Raw genomic sequence first — 23,666 nt, forward strand, 5'->3', positions numbered from 1 at the left:
TTGCGCTGTGGCATCCTGCTGGTTTCCCCTCTTCTCGCGCTCCCTCGCACGCCGCCGGTCAGGCGGGGGCGTGGTCGGAGCCGGTCAGCGAGTCGGTCGACGTGTCGGTCAGGGCGGAGCGCACCAGCGCGGCGGTGTGCTCCACCCAGCCGGCGTCCAGCAGCTCGGCGTGGCTGCCCGAGCCGCGCAGCACGACCGACGTGGCCGTGGTCGCGCCGTGCCAACTGCCGCCGCCGCCGGGCGCGTACAGCTCCTCGTTGTCGCGTTCGCTGATCACCGTCAACGCGGCGTCCACCGTCCCCGTGTTCGGCGTCCGACTGGCGAACTCCAGGTAGTCACGCGCCTGTTGGCGGGTCTCCTCGGCCACCTCGCGGGAGCCGGTGTGGCGCCGCAGATGGTCGTGCAGCTCGTCGTCGAACGCGTCCAGCACCTGCTCGGTCATCGGGAACGCCGCCGCCTGCCGGGGCGAGTCCACGATCACGATCCGGCGCACCGTCCGTCCGCGCGCCCGCAGCTCCCCGGCCACCTCGAAGGCGAGGTTGCCGCCCAGCGAGTAGCCCAGCAGGTCCAGCGGGCCGTCCGGGGACAGCTCGACCACGCGGTCGGCGTACCGTGCCACCTTGTCGTCGCCGGCCAGGTAGTTGAAGCCGACCAGCCGCCACTGCGGCAACTGCTCCGCCAGCCGGCGGTAGACCAGCCCGTGCCCGCCGGCCGGCGGGAAGCAGAAGAGCGTCGGCTCCCGCTCGGCGTTGAACGCGAGCCACGGGTGCGACTCGCCCAACCGGCCGGTGACCACGGCCTCCAGGGTCTCGGCCATGCCGTGCAGCGTGGTCACCTTGAACAGTTGGCTGACCGGGATCGTCACCCGGAACTCGACCTGGAGCGCGTGGATCAGCTCGATCAGCCGCACCGAGCTGCCGCCCACGGCGAAGAAGTCGTGGTGCAGCCCGACGCGCTCCACGCCCAGCAGCCGCCGCCAGTGCGCCGCCATCCGCTCCTCGTACAGCGTCTCGGGCGCCTCGTAGGGCACGGTGTCCCCGCCGGCCGCCGGAGCGGGCAGCGCGGCCAGGTCCACCTTGCCGTTCGGGGTGAGCGGCAGCCGCTCCACCTCCACCAGATGGTCCGGGAGCAACTGGGTCGGCAGCGCGGCGGCCAGCCGGCGGCGCAGCGCCGCCTCGTCCGGCGCCGCCTCCGGCGCGCGCTCCCCGTCGGGCGCGGTCGCCGACCAGTAGGCGCAGAGCGCCGACTCGCCGGCCGCGTCGGCGCGGACCGTCACCACCGCCTGGGCGACGCCGGGAGCGGCGAGCAACTCGGCCTCGATCTCGCCCGGTTCGATGCGGTGACCGCGCACCTTCAGCTGGGCGTCGGCGCGGCCGAGCAGCCACACCAGCCCGTCCGCGTCCCAGGTGGCCAGGTCCCCGGTGCGGTAGCGCCGCCGGCCGTCGCCCAGCAGATCGGACCTGAACCGCTCGGCGGTCAGCTCCGGCTCGCCCACGTAGCCGAGGGAGACCCCGCCGCCGCCGACCCACAGCTCACCGGTGACGCCGGGCGGCACGGGCTCGCCGCGCTCGTCCAGCACCCACAGCGTGGAGCCCGGGAAGGGCCGCCCGATCGGCACCATCCGGTGCTCGTCCATGCCGTCGGTCGGGCCCTCGAACCAGCAGCTGTCGACGGTGGCCTCGCTCAGACCGTAGGAGTTGACCACGCGGGTGCCGGGGCCGGCCAGCGCGACCAGCCTGCGGTACTCGCCGATCTTCCAGGAGTCGGAGCCGACCACCAGCAGCCGCAGGAAGTCGAGCCGTTGACCGGTCGACTCGCAGTAGCCCGCCAGGGTCCGCACCACCGCGGGCACGAACTCGGCGCAGTCGACCTGCTGCTGACGCATCGTCCGGTACAGCGCCTCGGTCTGGAAGAGCAGCTCCCGCTCGACCAGCACCAGCCGCCCGCCCGAGCCCAGCGCCCGCACGACGTCCCCGAAGAACACGTCGAACGAGGGCGAGGCCAACTGGAGATGGGTCGAGACCTCGCTTTCCAGCCGGTAGGCGTCGCGCCAACCCCCGTACGCCGACGCCAGGTTGCCGTGGGTGACCGCCACCGCGCGGGGGCGGCCGGTGGAGCCCGAGGTGAAGACGATGTAGGCCAGGTCCTCCGGAGCGTGCCCCTCGTCCGTGCCGCCGGCCGGCCCCGCGTCGCCCGCGGGCCCCGACTCCAGCGCCGCCAGCGCTGCCGTGGTGCCCGGCAGCCCCTCCGGGGCCGTCTCGCCGACCAGCGTCACGTCGACGCCCGCCGTCGTCACCATGGTCGCCAGCCGTCCCGCGGGATAGCCGGGGTCCAGCGGCACGCAGGCGCCGCCGGCCCGCCACACCGCGAGCAACGCCACCAGCAGTTCGGGCGACTTGGGCAGGCAGAGCCCGACCGCCGAGCCGCGCCCGACACCCAGCTCCCGTAGCCGGGACGCCAGGGCGTCCGCCCGCCGGACCAACTCCCCGTAGCTCAGGTCGCGCGCCGCGCCGAAGCCGTCCGGCAGCGTGACCGCCGTCCGGTCCGGCTCGCGGACCGCCCACTCGCGCACCAGCTCGGGCACCGCCCTGCCGGCCACCGAAGTCGCGGCGTCGGCACCGCTGAACTCGCCCAGCAGCCGCAGCCGTGCCGCCGGCTCCAACATCGGCAGCGAGGTGGCGCAGCGCTCGGCGCCCGCCGACGTCAGCTCCTCGACCAGCCGCGTGTAGTGACCCGCCATCCGCGCCACCGTCTCCGGCAGGAACAGGTCCGAGTTGTACTTGAGCACGCAGTGGAACCGGCCGTCGGCCGCCTCCTCGTACGCCGACAGCGTCAGGTCGAACTGACCCTCCTCCTCGGGGAGTTCGATGTACTCCAGCCGGTAGCCGTACTTCTCCGTCGCCACCTTGTGGTGGAGCAGGATGAACATCGCCTGGAAGACCGCCGACCGGCTCGGGTCGTGGCGCAGCCCCAGCCGCTCCACCAGCAGCACGAACGGGTACTCCTGGTGGTCCAGTCCGCCGAGCACCACCGTGCGCACCCGCTCCAGCAGCTCGGCGACCGTCGGCTCACCCGACAGGTCGAGCGCCAGCGGCAGCGGGTTGACGAAGTAGCCGTAGACCGAGCCGAACTCCTCCTGGGTCCGCCCGGTCACCGGGCTGCCCACCACGATCCGCTCCTGGCCCGCGTAGCGGTGCAGCAGAAGGTAGTACCCGGCCAGCAGCACCATGAACACCGTGGTGTTGTGCTCCCTGGCCAGCTCGTGGACCCGGGCGCTCAACGCCTCGTCCAGCTCGAAGAACTCCGAGCCCCCGTTGTGGGTGCGCACCGCCGGCCTCGGCCGGTCGGTCGGCAGCGCCAGCTCCGGCGTCCCCGCCGGCAGCCGCTCCCGCCAGTAGCGGTACATCCGCTCGGCCTCGGGGCCGGCCAGGAACGCGTTCTGCCAGTTGAGGAAGTCCAGGTAGTGGGTGGTCGGTTCCGGCAGCGTGCCGGGCCCGCCGCGCCTGAGGTCCTCGTAGAGGGCCAGCAGCTCCTCGATGAAGGTGAACGTCGAGATCGCGTCCGAGATGATGTGGTGGACCGCCTTGGTGATGATCCACCGGTCGTCGGCCCGCCGCAGCAGCCTGAACCGGACCAGCGGGTCCCGCTCCAGGTCGTAGGGCTTGCGGTACTCGCGGATGATCAGCCGGTAGATCGCCTCCCACGGCTGGTCTCCCACGTCGAAGACCGCGCTGTCCTCCCGCGCCGAGGGCGCGATCCGCTGCACCGGACTCCCGTCCTCCACCACGAAGTTGGCCCGCAGCTGCGGATGGCGCGCCAGCAGCCGGCGGAACGCCTCCAGCATCAGCGCCGGGTCCAGCTCGGCCCGCACCTCGACGGCGCCGCCGATGTTGTACGCGAAGCCGTCCGGATCGAGCTGCTTGAGAAACCACAGCGCCTTCTGGTTCTGCGTCAGCGGGTAGCGCTCCGGGTCGGTGAAGACCTCGACGGCCGCCTGGCCCCCGCCGTCGGCGCCCTCGGCCAGCCGTGCCACCAGCTCCTCCCGGAGCTGGCCGACCAACTCGCCGACCGTGGAGCCGCTGAGCAGCGCCACCACCGGCAGCGTCACGCCCAACTCGGCGCCCAGCCTGGCCCGCAGCTCCATCGCCAGCAGCGAGTCGAGGCCCAGCAGGTTCAGGCCCGTCCCGTCGTCCAGCCGTTCCCCCGGCACCCGCAGCACCGCGCCGACCACGGACGCGAACCGCTCGCCCAGCAGCCGTTCCCGCTCCGCCTCCCCGGCAGCGGCGAACTCCTCGACGAAGGCACCCGGTTGCCCGGCCGTCGACGCCCCCTCGGACACGGTCGCGCCGGCGGCCAGCTCCTCGACCAGCGGCGGCGGCGCCGGATACCAGGACAGGAACGTCGGCCAGTCCGCGACCGTCGCCACCAGCAGCTGCGCCACGTCCTGGCCGATGATCCGCTCCAGCACCGCCATCCCGGCCGTCGGCGACAGCGAGGTCATGCCCCTGGCCTGCCGGTAGTGCTCGACCAGCCCCAGCTCCTCGATCATGCCGGTCGCCCACGGACCCCAGTCCACGCTCAGCGCCGGCAGCCCGAGCGCCCTGCGGTGGTGGGCCAGCGCGTCCAGGAACGCGTTGCCCGCCGCGTAGTTGGTCTGGCCCGCCGTCGGCAGCCAGGCGGCGACGGAGGCGAAGAGCACGAAGTGCTCCAGCGGTTCGTCGGCCAGCCGCCGGTGCAGCGCCCAGGCGCCCAGCACCTTCGGGTCGTGCACCGCGCCGAACGTCTCCCGGTCCATGCCCGGCAGCAGCGTGTCCCGCACCTCGCCCGCCAGATGGAAGACACCCCGGATCGGCGGCAGCGCCGCCGCGCGGTGTCCCTCCAGCCACGCGCCGAGCGCCGCCTCGTCGGTCAGGTCCAGCGTCACCGGGGTCGCCTGCACCCCCAGGGCCTCCAACTCGCGTAGAAAGCCCACCCGTTCCGCCGTGCGCGGGTCGAGGCCCGGCTCCCGCCAACGCGACCGCTCCGGGAGCGGGGAGCGGCCAAGCAGCACCAGCCGGCGTGCCCCGCGCTCCGCCAGCGTCCGGCACAGCAGCCGGCCCAGCGCGCCGAAGGCGCCCGTCACCACGTAGCAGCCGTCGGCCCGCAGCCGCAGGGGCAGCGGCCGGGTCAGCTCGGCCGGGGCCAGCCGGCAGCCGAACCGCCGCCCGCCGCGCAGCGCCACCTCGTCCCCGGCGCGCTGCTCGGGGCCGGCCAGCAGCTCGGCCAGCAGCGCATCGGCCTCCTCCCCGGGGCCGACCGCGCCCGCCCCGTCCAGGTCCACCAGCAGCCCCGGCCACTCCGTCAGCTCCTGGTAGCGCAGCACCCGGGTCACGCCCCAGGCGCGCGCCCCCAGGGGCGCCACCGGGTCACCGGGGCGCACCGCCTGGCTGCCCCTGGTCACCACGTGCAGCCGCCCGGCGCGCCCCTCGTCCAGCAGCGCGCGCGCCAGCGCCACCAGCGCGAACGGCCCCTCGGCCGCCCCGCGCGCGACGGCGGCGCCGGTCTCGGGACCGCGCTGGTCCAACGCCCACAGGTCGACCACCGCGTCGAAGGCGCCGCCCGCCTCCGCCAGCAGCCGCGCCAGCCCCTCGGCCGACCCCGGTACCAGCGTCGACTCGCCGGCCATCAGGTCCGTGCGCCCCACCTGCCCCGGACGCACCAGATGGCAGTGGCCGCCACGCTCGGCGACCAGCTTGGCCAGCGCGTCGCCGACCCCGCCCTGCGCGTCGGCGAAGACCAGCAGCCGCCCGGGGCTGCCCACCGACTCGCCGTTGAGCGGCGGGAGTTCGTCCCACCGAGGGGCGCAGAGCCAGCCGTCGACGGTGCCGGTCCCGACCGCTCCGGCGGCCCGCTCCACGTCGGCGGCGCGGAAGCCGGTCACCGCGCCCAGCGGGTCGCCGTCGTCCGCGTAGACGGTCAGGTCGCCCACCAGCAGCTCGTCCGTGGCCTCCGTGACCACCACCCGCACCCACAGCGGCTGGTCGCCGGCCGGCGTGAGCCGCACCTCGTCGATGGCCACCGGCAGGCGGACGGCGCCGCCCTCCCGCGGCGGCTCGTCGGCGAGCGCGTGCGCCAGCAGCGCCTGGAAGCACGAGTCCAGCAGCACGGGGTGCAGCTGGTGGTCCACCCCGCCGCTCACTTCCTCGGCGGTCTCCTCGCCCTCGGCGGCACGGCGGGCCCCGGCGGCCGCCGGCAGCCGCAGCCTGGCCAGCGCCTCGCCTGGCCCCCGCCACAGCTCCTCGATGCCCTGGAACGCGGGGCCGTAGTGGTAGCCGTGCCCGGCCAACCGCGCGTAGACCTCTTCCCCGGCCTCCCGACGGAAGCCGCGGACCCGTTCGGTGTCCAACGGCGGTGCGAGCGGCCGGGGTTGGCCGCTGCGCACGGTGCCGGTGGCGTGCGTGGTCGGCTCGGGGCCGCCCGTGGAGACCACGTGGAACGTCGGGGAGTCGGGCGCGAACGTCAGCCGCGTCCTGGTGACCCGCTCCTCCGGGAGGAAGAGCGCCTTGCGCAGCTCCAGGTCGGCGACGGCCGTGTGGGTGCCGCCCGTCAGGGCGCGCACCGCCTGCGCCGCCATCTCCAGATAGCCGGCGGCCGGGAAGAGGGCCCGGCCCTCGATCCGGTGGTCCCGCAGATAGGGCGCCCGCTCCAGGTCGAGCGCGGCCTCCCAGGCCGGGGAGGCCCCCGCCAGCCGGCGGCCGAGCAGCGGGTGGTCCAGCTCCCCGAGCCGCACCCGGGCGACCGGGGACGGCTCCGTCCAGTACCGCTCGTGGCGCCACGGATAGGCGGGCAACGCGACGGGTCGGCCCGACGGGTGGAGCGCGTGCCAGTCGATCCGCACGCCCAGCGTGAAGAGTTGGGCGAGCGATCGGGCGAACCGTTCCGGCTCGTTCTCACCGCGGCGGATGGAGGGCAGCGCCTGCCCCCTCACCTCGCGGCGTGCCAGGCACTCGCGGATGGAGTGGCCGAGGACGGGGTGCGGGCCGATCTCCAGGAAGAGTTCGAACCCGTCGTCCACCAGCCGGTCCACCGCCGCCTGGAACCAGACGGTGTCGCGGACGTTGTGCCACCAGTAGCCGGCGTCCAGTTCCTCGCCGCGCGCCACGGCGCCGGGCGACGCCGTGAGGTACAGCGGCACCTGGGCCCTGCGCGGCTTGAGGTCGGCGAGTGTCTCGCGCAACTCGCCCTCGATGGCCGCCATCTGGGCGCTGTGGTACGGCACGTCCACGTCGAGGAAGCGGGCGAAGACGCGTTCGGCCTCCAGCTCCCCGGCGAGCGCGGCGAGCGCCTCGGCCTCCCCGGCGAGGGTCACCGAGCCGGGGCTGTTGACGGCGGCCAGGTCGATCCGGCCGTCGTACCGCCGGGCGCGGCGGGCGGCCTCGGCCTGCGGCAGCCCGACGGCGAGCATCCGGCCGGTGCCGACGAGCCGGTGCTGGAGCCTGCTGCGGTGCACGGCGACGGTGACGGCGTCGGCGAGGTCGTAGACCCCGGCCTCGTGGAACGCGGCGATCTCACCCGTGCTGTGGCCGACGATCGCGTCGGGGGTGACGCCCCGGGAGCGCCACAGTGCGGCGAGCGCCGTCTGGAGCGCGAAGTTGGCGGGCTGGGCCAGCCAGGTCTCCGCCATCCGGGACGCGTTCTCCTCGGCCAGCAGCTCGTCCCGCAGCGACCAGTCGACGAGCCGGGAGAACGCGCGGTCGCAGCGGTCGATCGCCTCCCGGTAGACCGGCTCCTCCGCGTACAGCCGGCGGCCCATGGCCCACCACTGGGGGCCCATGCCGGTGAACACCCAGACCAGTCGTCCGGACAGCCCCTCGCGCCGCTGGCCCGTCGCCACCAGCGGGTGCGGCTCGCCGCGTGCCGCGGCGGCCAGCGCCTCGTCCAGTTCCTCGGGCGAGGAGTAGGCGACGGCCATCCGGCGGTCCAGGTGCTCCCTGCGGTGCGCCAACGTCCAGGCCACGTCGCCGACCTGACCACCCGTCAGCTCGGCGCGCACGGCGCCGGCCAGTTCTGGCAGCGCCTCGTCGGCGCGGGCGGTCAACGGCAGCACGGCGTAGGCGGGGCGGGCTTCCTCGGCCGTGGCGGGCGGCGTCCGGCGCGGGGGTTCCTCCAGCAGCACATGGGCGTTGGTGCCGCCGAAGCCGAAGGCGTTGACCCCGGCCCTGGCGGGTCCGGTGTGGGCCGGCCACGCGGTGGGCTCGGTCGGGATGCGGAAGGGCAGGGAAGCGCCGTCTATCTCGGGGTTGAGCCGGTCGAGGTTGATCTGCGGGGGTATGACGCCGTTCTTCAGCGCGAGCGCCGTCTTGATCAGCCCGGCGACTCCCGCGGCCGACTCGGTGTGCCCGATGTTGGCCTTGACCGAGCCGACGTAGGGCGGCTCCGCCCCCGGCCGGCCGGACCCGGCCGGCGGGCGGCCGATGGCCAGCGCGCGGGCCAGCGCGGCGGCCTCGATCGGGTCGCCGACCGCCGTGGAGGTGCTGTGCGCCTCCACGTACTGGAGGTCGCCGGGGGATATCCCCGCCCCGGCGCAGACCCGTTCGATCAGCCGCACCTGGGCGTCGGCGCTGGGAACGGTGATGCCGGGCGTGTGCCCGTCCTGGTTGACGCCGCTGCCGATGATCACGGAGTGGATCGGGTCGCCGTCGGCCAACGCGTCGGACAGCCGGCGGATCGCCACCAATGCCACGCCCTCGGCGCGCACATAGCCGTCCGCCGACGCGTCCCAGGGCCGGGAGAGGCCGGCGGGGGAGAGGAAGCCGCCCTTGGTCTCGGCGATGGTGTACTGCGGTGCCGAGTGCAGCAGCGTGCCGCCCGCCAGCGCCAGACCGGTCTCGCCCCGGCGCAGGCTCTCGCAGGCCAGGTGCACCGCGACCAGCGAGGAGCTGCACGCGGTGTCGAGTGAGAGGCTCGGGCCCCGGAAGTCGAAGCAGTACGAGATCCGGTTGGAGACCATCGTCATCATGGTCCCGGTCGCGGTGTGGGCCGCGAGGGTCTCGAAGTCCAGGTCGGCGAACTGCAGGATCTTGTAGTCCAGCGTGAACGCGCCGACGAAGACGCCCACCTCGGTGCCGGCGAGCCGCCCGGGGAGCTGGCCGCCGTCCTCCAGCGCCTCCCAGGCGACTTCGAGGAGCTTGCGCTGCTGCGGGTCGAGTTGGGCGGCCTCGCGGGGGCTGATGCCGAAGAAGGCGGGGTCGAAGGCGTCGAAACCGTCGATGTACCCGCCGCGCCCGCCGACCAGCCGGCCCGGCTTGGAACGGTCCGCGCTGCCCAGGGTGGCCACGTCGTAGCGGTCGCGTGGCGTGGGGGTCAGGCAGTCGCGTCCCTCGAGGAGGTTGCGCCAGTAGGAGCGGTGGTCGTTGGCCCCGCCGGGGAAGCGGCAGCCGATGCCGACGATGGCGAATCTGTCGGATTCGGGGTCGTGATCGCGCTCGGGCTCGGAGGAGGAGGGGACGGGGAGCGAGTTCTCCATGGTGATCCTTCGGGGATGACGCGGAGGTGGGTCAGCCGGAGGAGGGGGGACCGCTTGTCCTCACGCGATGCGGCACGCGAAGACAACACGCCAAAAGAACCGGAATTGTCCGACGGAACTTTCCTCTGGTCGTGAGGTGATGTGATCGTGTGCCCTCATCGTAAAGGCGCGGTGTTTCCGTGGTGAGGTGAACAGAGTCATCGGCTCGCGCCGGCGCACGGTGAATTCGCCGGCGCATTTCTCCGCCCGGATGCCTCTGACGTGCGACGATGCTGCCGCCCACGGGGAGCGCCTGGGGGCGCACGTGCGTGCGCCACCTCACGAACAGGCGAACAGGGGAAAGTGTTTGCGATTCTTTTTCGCCGCGGGGCGGGAGGGCCCGAAACGCGCGGTGCCGACGCTCCCGCGCACGTGTCTGCGCCTTTTTCTTTCGGGGTTGCCGCGTGCGCGGAGAACGCGCACGCATTCCGGTGAGAAATGCTCGACCGGCACCGGATTCCGATCGTTTTTCTTCTTTCCCGCGCCGGTCGCCCCCGGTGTCGAAAAGGAGCCGGTGCCCGGAAAGGGGAGTGCGCCGACCACGCCCTGAGGTGCGGTCGGCGCGGAGGGGCGGCGGTACGCGGCCCCTCGGGGGTTACTTGCTGGTCATGCTCCACGTGCCGTCACCGGTCGCGGCGGCATCGGTGAGGGCGGCCCACGGGTCGGTGTCGACCTTGAGGGCGTCGAGGAGGTAGGCGGAGACCGCGTCGGCGACGAGGGCGACGCGGGCGGGGTCCTCGTCGGTGGTCTCGGCGACCCTCTCGCCGGCGAGGCCGCCCAGGGTGTGCTCGCCCTCGGCGAGGGTGAGCAGGCTCATCGGGGAGGGGCTGAGGTGGTAGGCGTCGGTGAACCACTCCGGTCCCCGCGTGGAGAGCGAGGACTGGTCCCTGCCGCCCGCGACGACCAGGGTCGGCGCGGTCAGTGTGGAGTAGTCCGGCCTCATGAACGGCAGGTGTTCCGCGGCGAACGGGGTGAGCGTCTCGCCCGTTCCGGTCGCGGCGAGGAGCGCGCCGGCCGAGACCGCGGGGTGTGAGAAGTCCTCGCCGGGAACCCCGTCGGCGTCGAGTACGCGCGCGCCCAGGAGCGCGCCGGCGGTCTGGGCGCCCCAGGAGTGGCCCACGACGGAAAGGCGGCCCCGGTCGGTGCGGGGGCCGAGGTCGCCCGCCCGGAGCAGGATGTCGTCGAGACCGTCGAGAACCGCGTGCAGGTCGGCGATCCGGACGCGCCAGACGGTGGCGAAGCGCGGGTCGTCCCACCCGATGCCGTTGCGGCGGGAGTCCAGGTGGGTGGGCTGCACGACGACGAACCCGGCGGCCGCCCACCGGTCGACGAGGGGTTCGTACCCGTCCATGGACCACGCGTTGCCGTGGGAGAACACGAGGACGGGGAGGTTCCGTCCGGAGAGCGGGGCGGTGACCTTCACCGCGAGGCCGACGGCGCGGCCGGGGGCGGGGACGGTGATCGGCTTGACGGCGGTGACGGGCCGGTCGAGGGCGATGGAGGACAAGGGGGGCCTGCGCTTTCTCGCGGAAGAACGCCCTGCCATACTTTGGCGGAGCGATGTTCCGCCAACTTAGCGGAACAGTGTTCCGCGAGTAAAGGGAGGCCCCGTGCCGGAAACGACCGGAGTGCGTCAGCAGCAGGCGCGGCGGACGCGCGCCGCCGTGCTGGCGGCCGCGGCGGCGGTCTTCGTCGACCAGGGCGTCCAGGCCCCCGTCCGGGACATCGCCGAACGCGCCGGTGTCGGCGTCGGGACCGTCTACCGCCACTTCCCGACCCGGGCGGACCTCGTCACCGCCGTCTACCGGCACCAGATCGACACGTGCGCCGCACTCGCGCCCCGGCTCCTGGAGGAGTCGGCCTCCCCGTACAGCGCCCTGACGTGCTGGGTGGACGCGTTCGTGGAGTTCCTGGTGACCAAGCACGGCCTCGGCGCCGCCCTCGGGGCCGGGGACCCGGGGCTGGAGAACCTGCACGCCCTCATGCTCGACACCCTGGTCCCGGCCTGCGCCTCGCTGCTCGAAGCCTGCGTCGCCGCCGACGAGGTCGGCCCCGACCTCACCGCCTACACGCTGATGCGCGCCATCGGGAACCTCTGCATCACCGGTCCCGACTACGACCGGTCCGACGCCCGGAACATGGTCGCCACCCTCCTGGTCGGCTGCCGTCGCGCGGCGGCGTGAGGGGGCGCGCCGGCCCGCCCGCGCGGGGGCTCAGGCGGTGTCCGCCGGGGCGGTCGCCAGGGGGCGCTCGGCGGTGGGCGGAGCGCCGGGGGCGTCCGGGGGCGCGAGGCGGTGGATGACCGGGCCCGCCATGGCGGTGGTGAGAACGGCCATCAGGACCATCATGGTGAACAGCTCGGCGCTGATCACCCCCAACTGGCGACCGATCTCCAGGACCACCAGCTCGGTCAGCCCCCGGGTGTTCATCAGCGCGCCGAAGACCGTCGCCTCGCGCCAGCCCATGCCGAGCGCGCGTGCCGGGAGGGTGGCGCCGGCGAGTTTGCCGACCACGGCGACGGCGACGACGAGCGCCAGCGCCGCCGCGTCGGCCGGCCCCAACGCGCCGACGTCGACGGAGAGTCCGGTCACCACGAAGAAGACCGGCAGCAACAGCCCCGAGACGCGCTCCAACGGCGGTTCCAGCGACTCCCGTTGCGACGGCGCGAGGTCTCTCGGCATCACCAGGCCGAGGGCGAACGCCCCGAAGATCGCGTGGATGCCGATCCAGGTCGTCGCCACGGACGAGAACAGCACGCCCGCCACCACCAGCGCCAGCACCGTGCCGCGCGCGGCGAACCAGCCGCGCGCGGCGGCCCGTCGCAGCAGCGGGCGCACGCACGCGCCGAGCACCAGTCCGTAGACCGCCGTCAGCCCGACCACCCGGAGCGTCTCGCCCCCGCCCTGGCCGCCGCCCGACTCCACGAGCGCCACCACCAGCGCCAGCACGCACCAGGCGATCACGTCGCCGATCGCCGCGCAGGCCATCGCCGTGCCGCCGACCCGCGTCCTGGACAGCCCGCCGTCCCGGATGATGCGGGCCAGCACGGGGAAGGCCGTGATGGCGAACGCCGTTCCCAGGTAGAGCGCGAACGTGCCGGGGGAGACGCCGTCGCCCGCGTACGAGGAGTGCAGCCACCCCGCCGCGCCGAGCCCCAGCAGGAAGGGCACCACCATCGACAGCCCCGCCATGGTGCCCACCGCGCGTCCCCGGCCGCGCAGCCGCGTCAGGTCCAGCTCCCAGCCGGCGAGGAACATGAAGAGCAGCAGGCCGAGTTGGGCGATCGCGGAGAGCAGCGGACGCGCGTCGTCGGGGAAGAGCAGTCCGGGAAGGTCGCCCGGCAGCAGCCCCAGTACGCTCGGACCCAGCGTGATCCCGACGGCGATCTCGCCGACCACCGGCGGCTGGCGCAGCCGCCGGGCCAACGGCACCACGGCGGCCGAGAGGAGCAGCACGATCGCCAGATCGGCCATGACGACCGATTCGGCCGGCAGACTCTCAGCGAGGGACATCGCACCTCCAGGGCGGGGGGAACGGGCGCGCCGGCGTCCGCCGGGCAGGCCGATTCTGACGAAGAGTCGCCGCCTCATCGACGCCCTTAAGCGGGGGCCGAACCACCCCGGCCCGCCGCCGGCGCGGGGAGCATCAACGCGCGTCGCCACCAGGGAGTTTCACCGGCCGCTTAAGGAGGTCGCGGACGGGCCGGCGCACTCGTTACCTTCCTGACCAGGCCGGGTGGGGCCTGGCCGCGGGCCGGGGCTCCGCCCGTCTCCGGCCGTCCTCCCGGCGCCGCCCACGGACGTGACCGCGCACCCGACCCAGGACCCGGAGATGACCATGACGGTGCCCCTGTCCAGCGCTCGGCCCACCTCGGGTGTCGCGCCCCACGACTTCCGGGCCCTGATGGCCGGATTCCCCACCGGCGTGGGGGTCGTGACGGCCTATCAGCCCGACGGCCGGCCGATCGGGATGACCTGCTCGTCGATATGCAGCGTCTCCCTGACCCCCTCGCCCACCCTGCTGGTCTGCCTGCGCAAGGGGAGCCCCACCCTGGCCGCCCTGCTGAGCAGCGGCGCCTTCGCGCTCAACCTGCTCCACGAGGGCGGGCGCGCCACCGCCGAACTCTTCGCCTCCGGCGACCCCGACCGTTTCGACCGGGTCGCCTGGCGGTCGGGCGAGGGCTTCGGCGGTCCGCACCTGCCGGCGGACAGCCATGTGACGGCGGACTGCGAGATCAGCCAGTACAACGCGATCGGCGACCACGAGGCCGTCTTCGGCAAGGTCGTCGCCGTCACCGCGGAGGACGCCGAGCGCGCCCCGCTGCTCTACGGCCGGCGCCGGTACGCCGTCTGGCCTGCCGGCTGAACGGCGCGCCGCCGGCCCGTTCCGCCGTCCTCTCCCTCCATAATACGCCCTTTGTCACGGGTCGTTCGGAGAGGTGCGCCCGCCCGTTATTGCGGGGTGGGCGCACACGGCAACCCACGTCTTGTTTCCGGGTGCCGGCATTCCGCTTCGATGGTGTTTCCTTCGCTTGTGGAAACATGCGCAAGCCGTAGGTCCCGCGCCCGCCCGCCGCTGCGCCGTGCTCGTTCCCTCTGGCATCGGTCAAGGCCAGTGCCTCGCCATGGAAAGAAAGCAAGTGGGCGTTTCCCTCGGTCTCTTTTCGCCTGGGAAGTCATAGCTATCGGGTTAACCTACTCTCCCTTCTGATAAGGTGTTTGTTTCGCCCCCCATACCCAACACTCGAACAACGAGGTAATCTCTCGTCCCACTGGATCGGTGCGGACGGGGGAATTTCGCATGGAACGGCAGCGGATTAACGTGCGTTTCAGCAGTCGCGATTTGGCGTCGACGACCGTGGGCACGCGGGCGAGACCGGTGCTGGAGTCCGCGTTCGCCCTCGACGCGCTCAGGAGACGCGGGGGCGGCGGCCCCTTCGCCGAGTGGCGACAACGCACGCTGGCCCGGCTGGGACCGCGCGCCCAGAGGTTGTTGGCGCTGCCGACCGCGCTGCGGTCGCTGCCGGACCTGCTGGCCGCCGCCGAGGCCGATCCCCTGGAGAGCGCCGGGCGGCGCGACGGGGTGGCCGCCGCGCTGCGGGAGTTCCGGGGCGTGGCCCTGACGCCCTACTGGGGCCGGATCGCCGCCCGGCTGGAGATCGACTGCTCGGCGCGTGGCCGGCTCCTCCAACGCGGCGGGGTCGGACTGCTGCTCTCCACGCTGCATCCCGCCGTCACCTGGTCGTCCGGGGTGCTGCGGATCGACGGTGGAGCCTCCGGTGGTGAGATCCGGCTGGACGGGCGCGGTCTGCTGCTGACGCCCTCGCTCTTCCTCAACGGCCGCGCGCCCGTCGTGGTCGACCCGCCGGGGCGCACCACGGCGCCCACGCTCGTCTACCCGGTCGTCCTGGCGCCCGCCGAGATCGCCGCGCTGTGGACGGAGAGCGAGGAGAGTCCGGTCGAGGCGCTGGGCGCGCTCGTCGGCCGCACCCGCGCCGCGATCATGCAGACCCTGACGGACGCCTGCAACACCACCGAACTCGGGCGCCGCGTCGGCGTCTCGGCCGCCGCGGCCAGCCAGCACGCCGCCGTGCTCAGGAGCGCCGGCCTCATCACCACCCACCGCCGTCTGAACAGCGCGCTGCACACCCTCACCCCGCTCGGCATGGCGCTGCTCAACGCGCACGCCCGCGTCCCGGAGCGGGCCGCCGCCGGCGGGCGGGCGCCGCAGTCCGGCTGAGGCGCCTCGCACGGTCATTGCCGGCGCGGCGGACGGGGGGGGCGACAGACGGCGGCACGCGCGGCACCATGGGGGCGAGACACTCGCACGAACGACGTGACGAGGAAGGGGGCGGCGGGGATGGCGCGGGCCGAGGCGCTGGTCGTCGGGGGCGGGGTCAGCGGGTTGACCACGGCGGTGGTGCTCGCCGAGTCGGGCCGGCCGGTGCGGCTGGTCAGCGACCGGGCGCCGGAGCACACCACCTCGGCGGTGGCCGGGGCGCTCTGGGAGCCCTACCTGGCCGAGCCGAGGGAACGCGTCGCCGACTGGGCGTTCGCCACCCTGCCCGAGCTGACCGAGCTGGCGCGCCGGCCGGCGGAGACGGGGGTGCGGCTGGTCGAGGGGGTCAAGGCCCAGCGGACGGCCGACCCGGTGCCGCCCTGGTGGCTGCCCCGACTTCCCGGAGCGCTCCGCCCGTTGGGCCCCGACGAGGTGCCGCGCGGCTACCGTTCCGGTTACGCCGCGACCATGCCGCTGCTCGACATGCCGACCTATCTGGCCCACCTGGAGCGGCGGTTGGTCGCGGCCGGCGGCACGGTCGAGCGGCGGCGGCTGACCTCGCTCGCCGAGGCGGACGCCCCACTGGTGGTCAACTGCTCGGGGCTGGGCGCCCGGGAGCTGGTACCGGACCGTCAGCTCCGACCGATCCAGGGTCAGTTGGTCGTGGTGGAGAACCCGGGCGTCGAACGGTGGCTGGTGGTCGAGCCGACCGACGGGGAGGAGAACGTCTATCTCTTTCCGCAGCCCTTCGGCCTGGTCCTGGGGGGAACCGCGCTGCGCGATCGCTGGGCGACCGCGCCGGACCCCGAGTTGGCCGCGCGCGTCGTGGCGCGCTGCGCCGAGATCCATCCGGAGATCGCCACCGCCCGGGTCCTGGGGCACCGCGTCGGACTGCGGCCGGCCAGGCCCGCCGTGCGACTGGAGGCGGAGCGTGTCCGCGACGGCCGGCTGGTCGTGCACAACTACGGGCACGGCGGCTGCGGGGTGACCGTCTCCTGGGCCTGCGCCCGGGAGGCCGCCGGGCTGCTGCCGCCCGACTGACCGGGGGCGCGCGGCGCGGGCCCGGGGCGCCCGGTCGCCCCGGCGGTGTCGCGCTCCGGGGGCGTGCGGCGGACCACCCTCGTCAGCCCCACGCCCAGCAGCACCACCGCCATACCGAGCACCACCCGGGGGCTCAGCGGCTCCGCGAGCAGCCACGCGCCAAGACCGAGGGAGACGACCGGCAGCAGATAGCCCACGGTGGCGGCCGTGGTCGGCCCCTCGTCCGCGATCAGCCGGAAGTTGAGCAGGAACGTCACCCCCGTGCCGAGCGTCCCCAGCACCAGAAGCGCCAACAGGCCGCTGGCGTCCGGCCCTTGGCCGGCCGTCGCGCCGCCGGCGGCGAGCCCGGGCAGCGACAGCGCGGTGGCCGCCGTCAGTTGGGCGGCGGAGAGTGCCACGGGGCCGGTGCCGACGCCCGTCAGCCGCCGCGCCATGTAGGCGAAGGCCAACGCGTAGCTGACCGCGGCGCCCAGCAGCGCCAGCGCTCCCCAGCCCACCAGCCCGGTCGCGCCCCGCCACGGCGCGAAGAGCAGCGCCGTTCCCGCCAGGCCGAGCAGCAGCCCGCCCAACCGGGCGCCGCCCAGGCGCCGTTCGGCGCCCAGCGCCAGCCCGAGCAGCAGCGACCAGAGCGGGGTGGTCGCGTGGATCACCCCGGCGACGCCGGAGTCCACCGTGCGCTGGCCGAGGCCGAAGAGCAGGAACGGCAGCGCGTTGCAGAAGAGCGCGGCCACCAGCAGCCGGCCCCAGACCGCCGCCGACGTCGGCAGCGCCTGCCCGGCCGCGCGGGCCGCCACCAGCAGGACCGCCGCCCCCAACAGGCAGCGTCCGAAGGCGATCTGGGCGGGAGTGAGACCGTGGTCGAGGCAGATGTCGATCCACAGGAAGGCCGAGCCCCACAGCAGTGCCAGCAGGGCCATCCTGGCGGTCGTTCGGTGGCGGGCGGTGAGCGAGGACAACGCGGGCCTCCTGGGCGGCCGGTCGGGGTGTGACGGGCGACGGGGCGGGAAACGGCGACGGGAACGGGGGCGGCAACGACGATCGCAGGGCACACTGCCAAGAACAAGCGAATGTTTCACCGGCAACCGTTAAGCTGTCCTACATGCTCGACGTGCGACGCCTCCAGGTGCTCCGTGCCGTGGTGACCAGCGGTTCCGTGACGGCCGCCGCCCAACACCTCGGCTACACCCCCTCCGCCGTCAGCCAGCAGCTCGGCGTGCTGGAGCGGCAGGCCGGGACCCGGCTGCTGGCCCGGGTCGGGCGCGGCGTCCGGCCGACGGCCGCGGGGCGGCTGCTCGCCGAGCACGCGGAACTGATCAGCCGTCAGCTCGCGGTCGCCGAGACCGCGTTGGCCGAGCTGCGCGCCGGTCGCTCGGGGAGTCTGACGTTGCGCTACTTCGCCAGTGCGGGCGGTCCCGTGGTCGCGCCGGCGCTGGCGGCCTTCCGTGCCGCGCACCCGGGCGTGCGCGTGACCCTGCGGCTCGACGACCCCGGCGAGTCGCTCGACGAGGTGGCGAGGGGAGCGGTCGACGCGGCCCTCGTCGTGCGCGACCCGGGCGACAGGATGCCGGGCGTGGAGTCGCGGCAGGTGGCCCAGGACCCGTTCCGCGCGGTGCTGCCGCGCGGTCATCGGCTCGCGGGACGGGAGGAGTTGGCGCTGGCCGATCTCGCGGGCGAGCCCTGGGTGACGGGGGAGTGGCCGGTCGGCCCCTGTCTGCGGCGGGTGCTGGACGCCTGCGCGGCCGCCGGTTTCAGCCCCGATCTGGCCGTGGAGAGCGAGGACTACCCGACCGCCCAGGGCTTTGTCGCGGCGGGCCTCGGGGTCGCCGTGGTCCCGGCGCTCGCGCTCGGCACCCCGCATCCGGGGGTGGTCTCCCGTCCGCTGTCCCAGGGGCCGGGGCGTCCCGTCTGCCTGGCGGCGGCCGAGGCGACCTGGGAGCTGCCGACGCTGGCGACGCTGGAGTCGGCGCTGCGGGGCGCGCTCCGGGAGGCCGGGGCGGTCGACGCTTGCTGAGGGGGTGTCAGTTCCCCTTTGTCGAGCGGAAGGTAGCTTTCCTGTTCGACCCGGACCGCACGTTGGCGGCAAGATCGTCCCGACCAGCCAGGGGCAGTTGACCCGCCCGTGCGGCCGGGCGCCTCCCGGCGACCCGCCGGGCGGCGGGTGACGAGGGAACGCCAAGAGGAACGACATGACCGGTGCCGAGCATGGCCGACAACCCGTCAGGAGACGCGAGATCCTGCGCGAGGCGGTGGCCGACGCGCTGCGTGCCGCCGTCGTCTCCGGCGAGATGGAGCCGGGGGTGGTCTACTCGGCGCCCGCCCTCGCCGCGCGTTTCGGCGTCTCGGCGACCCCGGTGCGGGAGGCGATGCTGGAGCTGGTCAGGGAGGGCATGGTGGACTCCGTGCCCAACAAGGGGTTCCGGGTCACCGAGATCTCCCCGCTCGACCTCGACCACATCGTGGAGCTGCGGCTGCTGATCGAGCCGGCCACGGTCTGGCGGATAGTCCCCGACGTCCCCGAGGAGCACCTCGCCACTCTGCGGGCGATGGCCCAGCGGATCATGGACCACGCGGCCGCCGGCGACCTGCTCTCCTACAGCGAGGCCGACCGCCGCTTCCATCTGGCGCTGCTCGCCTACGGGGGCAACCCGGCGCTCGTCCAGACCGTCTCCCAACTGCACGCGAGGACACGGCTGCTGGGGCTGTCCTCGGTGGCCAGGCGGGGGCGTCTCGGCGCGGCGGCGGAGGAGCATCTGCGGCTGGTCGAGCTGGTCGCCCTCCGCGACCGCGACGGGGCGCGGGCCCTGATGCGCGCCCATATCCAGCAGATGCGCGTGGCGGGCACCGACGCGGACGCGGAATCGCGGTAGGTGCCGGCCCTCGGCCCGCGGGGTCTCGTGGCGGCGGCCGGGACGGAGTCCCCGCCGGACAGGTCCCTCGCCGCCCCGCCGGGGGCGAGGGGACGTGGCGGGCCCTGTTTTTGGATCTGGAAGTCCAGAACAGGGTAGAGTCGCCTCCATGGCACGACCACGCATGTTCGACGAGGCCGCGGTGCTGGACGCCGCGGCGCGCGAGTTCCGCGTCCACGGCTTCGCCGAGACCTCCACGGAGCGGCTCTGCGAGGCGGCGGGCGTCCGCCGCAGCAGCCTCTACAACACCTTCCGCTCGAAGGACGACCTGTTCGTCCGCGCCCTGGAGCACTACGTCTCCACCATCGCCCGGCTCCAGGCGGCGATCCTGGAGGACGAGGCGCTGCCGGGTGCGGAGCGACTGCTCTCCCTGGTCGATCTCGTCATCTCCGAGGAGCGGGAGGCGGCCGAGCGCGGTCACGCGGCGGGGTGCATGGTCGTGCAGAGCCTCATGAGCCCGAACCTGCGCGCGCGGGACGAGCGCGTGGCGCGCCTCCTCGACCGCGACCTGCGGGCGCGGACCTCCCTCCTGGAGGGCGCGATCCGGGCCGGGCACCTCGACGGAACCGTCTCGCCCGCGCTCGGGCCCGGTGACGGCGCGATGCTCGTCAACACCGTGATCTCCGGGCTGCGGGTGACCGCGCAGACCGGCGCGGACGCCGGGACCCTCCGGAGGATCGCCGTCGCCGGACTGCGTTCCCTGCTGGGCTGACCGCGCCGCCCGCGCGCCGCGACGGGATTTCCCCTGCCCTGGTTTTGGATATTCAAGTACAGAAAGGTCGGTCCCTTGACCACAGCCACAGCCACCTCGCCCGCCCCGGCGAAGGCGGTCCCACCGACGGTCTACGTCCTCGCCGCCGGTGTCTTCGCGATGGTGACCAGCGAGTTCGCCGTCGCGGGGCTCATGCCCCAGCTCGCCGCCGGGCTGGACACCGGCATCGCGCGGATCGGTTACCTGGTGACGGTCTTCGCCGCAGCCATGGCCGTGGGCGGCCCGCTCCTGGCCTTCGCCCTGCTCGGGGTCGCGCCCAGGACCGCGCTCGTGATCGTGTTCGCCGTCTTCCTGGTCGGCAACGTGATGGCCGCGCTGGCGACGGGCTACCCGATGATGGTGGTGGCCCGGATCATCAGCGGGACGGCCTCCCAGGCGTTCTTCGGACTCGCGGTGTCCATGGGCGTGCGGCTGGTCGGCGAACAGGTGCGCGGACGAGCGGTCGCGGTCGTCATGAACGGGCTGATGCTCGGTACCCTGCTCGGCCTGCCGCTCGCGACGTTCGTCGGCGGCCGGTTCGGCTGGCGGGCCGCGTTCTGGGCGATCTCGGCGATCACCCTGCTCGCCGCCGTCCTGACGCTGGCCGTCGTGCGGAACCCCGCCTCACCGGCGGACGGCGGCGTGCGGCCCGCCGCGTCGGCGGGCGCCGAGCTCGCCGTGCTGCGCAGCCCGCAGCTCCTGTGGGCGCTCGCCTCCAGCACCCTCATCATCGGCGCGGCGTTCTCCGCGTTCAGCTTCCTCACCCCGATCCTCACCGAGGTCTCCGGCTTCTCCGGGGGGTCCGTGCCCGTTCTCCTCCTCCTCTACGGCGCGGCGACCCTGGTCGGAAACCTCGCTGTCGGCAGGCTGGCCGACCGCCACACGGTCTCCACCCTGCTGGTCGGGACCGGGCTGAGCGTCGTCTTCCTCGCCGGGTTCGCGCTCTTCACCGACGTTCCGCCGCTGGCGCTGGCGTGCGTGCTCGGTATCGGCCTGGTCGGCGTCCCGATGAATCCGGCGATGGCGGTGCGCGTCCAGCGCGCGGGAAGCACCGCGCCCCTGGTGAACACCGTGCACGGGTCGTTCATCACCCTCGGGGTCATCATCAGCTCGGCCGTCGGCTCCGCGCTCATCCCCCGGTACGGCCTGCGCGCCCCGGTCGTCCTCGGCGTCGGCCTGGCGGTGCTGGCCGTTCTGGCGATTCTGCCCGCCCTGGCCAGCCCGTACCTGCGGCGCGGGACACCCCAGGACGCGCCGGCGGCGGCGAAGCCGCCGCACGCCCTGCGGGGGGCGTCCCCGGCCGACTCGGGTCGCTAGCCGGGCGGGAGGGCCGCGGACGACGGCGGACCCGGGCTGTCCCGGTGGGTGTCGTCCGCGGCCCGCTACCGGCTCAGTTCAGCGTGGCCAGGGCCTCGTTGAACGTCGCCGAGGGGCGCATCACGGCCGCCGCCTTCTCGGGGTCGGGAAGGTAGTAGCCGCCGATGTCGGCGGGGGAGCCCTGGACGGCGATCAGCTCGCCGACGATGGTCTCCTCCTGCTCGGTCAGCGTCTTGGCCAGCGGGCCGAACGCCTCGGCCAGCGCCGCGTCGTCGGTCTGCCGGGCCAGCTCCTGGGCCCAGTAGAGCGCAAGGTAGAAGTGGCTGCCCCGGTTGTCGATGCCGCCGAGCCGCCGGCTGGGCGACTTGTTCTCGTTGAGGAACGTCGCGGTCGCCCGGTCCAGGGTGTCGGCCAGCACCTGCGCCCGCGCGTTGCCCGTCCGCTGCGCGAGGTGCTCGAAGCTGACGGCCAGCGCCAGGAACTCGCCCAGGCTGTCCCAGCGCAGGTAGTTCTCCTTGACCAGCTGCTGGACGTGCTTGGGCGCCGAGCCGCCGGCCCCGGTCTCGAAGAGGCCGCCGCCGTTGATCAGCGGCACCACCGAGAGCATCTTGGCGCTGGTGCCCAGCTCCAGGATCGGGAAGAGGTCGGTGAGGTAGTCGCGCAGCACGTTGCCGGTGACGGAGATGGTGTTCTCGCCCCTGCGGATGCGCTCCAGCGAGTAGGCGATGGCCTCGACCGGCGCCATGATCTCGATGGTCAGGCCCTCGGTGTCGTGCTCCGGCAGGTAGGCGTTGACCTTCTCGATCAGGCTCGCGTCGTGGGCGCGGGTGGCGTCCAGCCAGAAGACGGCCGGGTCGCCGGTGGCGCGGGCGCGGTTGACGGCGAGCTTGACCCAGTCGCGCACCGGCACGTCCTTGGTCTGGCACATCCGCCAGATGTCGCCCGGCTGGACGGAGTGCTCCAGCACCACGTCGCCCGAGGCGGCGTCGACGACGCGGACGGTCCCGGCGGCCGGGATCTCGAACGTCTTGTCGTGGCTGCCGTACTCCTCGGCCTTCTGTGCCATCAGGCCCACGTTGGGCACCGAGCCCATGGTGGCCGGGTCGAAGGCGCCGTTGGCGCGGCAGTCGTCGATCACGACCTGGTAGATCCCGGCGTAGCTGCTGTCCGGGATGACGGCCAGGGTGTCGGCCTCCTCGCCGGCCGGGTCCCACATGTGCCCCGAGGTGCGGATCATCGCGGGCATCGAGGCGTCGACGATCACGTCGCTGGGCACGTGCAGGTTGGTGATGCCCCGGTCCGAGTCGACCATGGCCAGCTCGGGCCCCTCGGCCAGCTCGGCCTCGAAGGACGCCCGGATCGCCTCGCCCTCCGGGTGGCTCTCCAGGCCCTTGAGGATGCTGCCGAGCCCGTCGTTGGGGCTGAGCCCGGCGGCGGCCAGGGTCTGGCCGTGCGCGGCGAACGTCTTCGGGAAGAAGGCGCGCACCACATGGCCGAAGATGATCGGGTCGGAGACCTTCATCATGGTGGCCTTGAGGTGCACGGAGAACAGCACGCCCTCCGCCTTGGCGCGGGCGATCTGCTCGCCGAGGAACGTCCGCAGCGCCGCGACCCGCAGCACCGAGGCGTCCACGATCTCGCCCTCCAGCACCGGCACCGACTCGCGCAGCACGGTGGTGGTGCCGTCCTCGCCCGCCAGCTCGACGCGCAGCTCACCGGCGCTCGGCAGGATCGCGGAGCGCTCCGAGGAACGGAAGTCGTCGGCGGTCATGTGCGCGACGTTGGTCTTGGAATCCGAGGACCACGCGCCCATGCGGTGCGGGTTGTTCCGGGCGTAGTTCTTGACCGAGGCGGGGGCGCGGCGGTCGGAGTTGCCCTCCCGCAGCACGGGGTTGACCGCGCTGCCCTTGACCCGGTCGTAGCGGGCCCGTACCTCGCGCTCCTCGTCGGTGCCCGGCTCGTCCGGGTACTCCGGCAGGTCGTAGCCGCGCTCGCGCAGCTCCGCGATGGCCGCCTTCAGCTGGGGGATGGAGGCGGAGATGTTCGGCAGCTTGATGATGTTCGCCTCGGGCGTCTGGGCCGCCGCGCCCAGCTCGGCGAGCGCGTCGTCGATGCGCTGGCCGGCTTCCAGCCGCTCGGGGAAGCTGGCGATGATCCGACCGGCCAGCGAGATGTCCCGCTGTTCCACCCGGACGCCGGCGGTCGCGGCGTACGCCTCGATCACCGGCAGCAGCGAAAACGTCGCCAGGGCGGGGGCCTCGTCGGTTTGTGTGTAGATGACGGTCGAGTCAGTCACCGGGCGCTCTCCACTCCACGTCTGCAACATTGC

Annotated in this window: 13 protein-coding genes; 8 read left to right on the forward strand and 5 right to left on the reverse strand. The window is 73.8% G+C overall.

Translation table 11 applies throughout. From position 1 onward, the window contains the following. Positions 1-58: 58 nt before the first annotated feature. Together CRP51_RS15680 and CRP51_RS15685 are read right to left on the reverse strand one after the other, a co-directional pair. Positions 59-9,505 carry a non-ribosomal peptide synthetase/type I polyketide synthase gene (locus CRP51_RS15680; RefSeq protein WP_097231820.1) on the reverse strand — a complete coding sequence of 3,149 codons (9,447 nt, stop codon included), beginning with the start codon at positions 9,503-9,505 and terminating at the stop codon, positions 59-61. A 634-nt stretch (positions 9,506-10,139) separates the two neighbouring features. Continuing rightward, entirely contained in the window at positions 10,140-11,051 is a 912-nt protein-coding gene (locus CRP51_RS15685) for an alpha/beta hydrolase family protein (protein ID WP_245880608.1), read from the reverse strand. Between the two features lie 103 nt (positions 11,052-11,154). On the opposite strand from CRP51_RS15685, the gene CRP51_RS15690 reads away from it, so the two are divergent. Next, positions 11,155-11,727, forward strand: coding sequence for a TetR/AcrR family transcriptional regulator (locus CRP51_RS15690; protein ID WP_097231822.1), 573 nt, complete (start codon positions 11,155-11,157; stop codon positions 11,725-11,727). A gap of 30 nt (positions 11,728-11,757) precedes the next feature. Here CRP51_RS15690 and CRP51_RS15695 read toward each other — a convergent pair whose 3' ends face one another. Next, positions 11,758-13,056 (reverse strand): cation:proton antiporter domain-containing protein, encoded by a 1,299-nt coding sequence (locus CRP51_RS15695; protein ID WP_097231823.1) that lies wholly within the window; start codon positions 13,054-13,056, stop codon positions 11,758-11,760. Between the two features lie 319 nt (positions 13,057-13,375). Between CRP51_RS15695 and CRP51_RS15700 the strand changes: the two genes are divergently transcribed. The 3 genes from CRP51_RS15700 to CRP51_RS15710 all read left to right on the forward strand — a co-directional run bounded on the left by CRP51_RS15700 (position 13,376) and on the right by CRP51_RS15710 (position 16,363). Further along, a complete protein-coding gene (locus CRP51_RS15700) occupies positions 13,376-13,909 on the forward strand; it encodes a flavin reductase family protein (protein ID WP_342749054.1) in 534 nt (177 codons plus the stop codon). Between the two features lie 477 nt (positions 13,910-14,386). Beyond that, the gene (locus CRP51_RS15705; protein WP_170970571.1) at positions 14,387-15,283 is read left to right on the forward strand and encodes a helix-turn-helix domain-containing protein; all 897 of its coding nucleotides are present in this window, start codon (positions 14,387-14,389) and stop codon (positions 15,281-15,283) included. Between the two features lie 120 nt (positions 15,284-15,403). Beyond that, a complete protein-coding gene (locus tag CRP51_RS15710; RefSeq protein ID WP_097231825.1) occupies positions 15,404-16,363 on the forward strand; it encodes an FAD-dependent oxidoreductase in 960 nt (319 codons plus the stop codon). On the opposite strand, the gene CRP51_RS15715 is transcribed toward CRP51_RS15710, so the two are convergent. Then, the gene (locus tag CRP51_RS15715; protein WP_439333173.1) at positions 16,285-17,319 is read right to left on the reverse strand and encodes a DMT family transporter; all 1,035 of its coding nucleotides are present in this window, start codon (positions 17,317-17,319) and stop codon (positions 16,285-16,287) included. The two genes, CRP51_RS15710 and CRP51_RS15715, sit on opposite strands and share 79 nt — an antisense overlap. Positions 17,320-17,462: 143 nt before the next feature. Here CRP51_RS15715 and CRP51_RS15720 point away from each other — a divergent pair, with 143 nt between their 5' ends. The 4 genes from CRP51_RS15720 (at position 17,463) to CRP51_RS15735 (ending at position 21,337) form a co-directional block, all read left to right on the forward strand. Then, positions 17,463-18,374, forward strand: coding sequence for a LysR family transcriptional regulator (locus tag CRP51_RS15720; RefSeq protein WP_097231826.1), 912 nt, complete (start codon positions 17,463-17,465; stop codon positions 18,372-18,374). Between the two features lie 175 nt (positions 18,375-18,549). Then, positions 18,550-19,230 carry a GntR family transcriptional regulator gene (locus CRP51_RS15725; protein ID WP_097231827.1) on the forward strand — a complete coding sequence of 227 codons (681 nt, stop codon included), beginning with the start codon at positions 18,550-18,552 and terminating at the stop codon, positions 19,228-19,230. A 148-nt stretch (positions 19,231-19,378) separates the two neighbouring features. After that, positions 19,379-19,981 carry a TetR/AcrR family transcriptional regulator gene (locus CRP51_RS15730; RefSeq protein ID WP_097231828.1) on the forward strand — a complete coding sequence of 201 codons (603 nt, stop codon included), beginning with the start codon at positions 19,379-19,381 and terminating at the stop codon, positions 19,979-19,981. A gap of 75 nt (positions 19,982-20,056) precedes the next feature. Then, entirely contained in the window at positions 20,057-21,337 is a 1,281-nt protein-coding gene (locus tag CRP51_RS15735) for an MFS transporter (RefSeq protein ID WP_281259661.1), read from the forward strand. Positions 21,338-21,410: 73 nt separating this feature from the next. Here the strand turns inward: CRP51_RS15735 and CRP51_RS15740 are convergent, their stop codons facing one another. After that, a complete protein-coding gene (locus CRP51_RS15740; protein ID WP_097231829.1) occupies positions 21,411-23,633 on the reverse strand; it encodes an NADP-dependent isocitrate dehydrogenase in 2,223 nt (740 codons plus the stop codon). Between the last annotated feature and the right edge of the window lie 33 nt (positions 23,634-23,666).

The sequence above is a fragment of the Streptomyces zhaozhouensis genome, from assembly GCF_900230195.1.
Lineage (GTDB): Bacteria > Actinomycetota > Actinomycetes > Streptomycetales > Streptomycetaceae > Streptomyces > Streptomyces zhaozhouensis.